The sequence below is a fragment of the Dorea sp. AM58-8 genome (assembly GCF_003464045.1).
Taxonomy (GTDB): domain Bacteria; phylum Bacillota; class Clostridia; order Lachnospirales; family Lachnospiraceae; genus Claveliimonas; species Claveliimonas ammoniilytica.
Map to the genome: position 1 here is coordinate 1 of NZ_QSDM01000054.1, position 1,091 is coordinate 1,091.

General features: G+C 44.0%; 1 protein-coding gene. It reads left to right on the plus strand.

Features of this window, described 5'->3' with window-relative positions:
* Positions 1-1,091 (plus strand): hypothetical protein (locus tag DXA18_RS15700; protein ID WP_330424630.1); only part of this gene is annotated, 1,091 nt, incomplete at both ends.

The window sequence follows — 1,091 nt, forward strand, 5'->3', positions numbered from 1 at the left end:
GGAACTGACTACACGGTAAGTTACAACAAGACTGATTACACAAATGTAACAGGAGCAATTGAAGTAACGATCACAGGTATCGGAAACTACAGCGGAAGCGTAGTGAAGAGTTACCAGATCCTGCCAAGAAAGTACAGCATCAAGACGGAATCAGCCAGCAAGGCATACGATGGAGAAGCCTTGACAGCAGGCGGTAAAGTCAGCGGACTGGTGGAAGGTGAGACCGTAGACTTTAAGACGACAGGAAGCCAGACAGTTGTAGGAAACAGCGAGAATAGCTATGAACTGAAATGGACAGGAAGTGCAAAGAAGTCTAACTACGAGCTTGAGAAAAAAGAAGTAGGAACCCTTTCCGTAACAGAGAGTACGAAGGAAGTTGTAGTAACAACAACAGGCGAGACTCATGTTTATGATGGAAAGGCCCATGGAGCAACCGTTACAGTAACAGGACTGCCGAAAGGCTACCAGGTAACAAAAGCAGTATCCAATGCAACAGCAACAGACGTTACACCAGAAGCCGGAGTGGAAGCGACAGCAGATAAGCTTGTGATCGTGAATACAAAGGGTAAAGATGTAACAAAGGATCTGAAGATTACTTATAATAATGGTACGATCAAGATCACAAAGGCTCCAGTGACTATCAATACACCGGATGCAAGCAAGGTATACGACGGAACACCGTTGACAGCAGCCGGAACAATCGATGGAATTGTAAAGGGAGAGACCGTAAGCTTCAAGACAACAGGAACCATTACCAATAAGGGAACCAAAAAGAACAGTTATGAACTGAAGTGGGATGGAACCGCAAAGGAAAGCAACTACGAAGTGAAAGACAGTGTGGGAACACTGAAGATCACAGAGCAGAGTATTGTACCGGAGAATCCGAATTACAGAGGTGTAACAGTCAATAAACCATCAGATAAAACTTATGATGGAAAAGAACATAAGTGGACACCAACCGTAAAAGATGGGGATAAAGTTCTTGTAGAAGGAACTGACTACACGGTAAGTTACAACAAGACTGATTACACAAATGTAACAGGAGCAATTGAAGTAACGATCACAGGTATCGGAAACTACAGCGGAAGCGT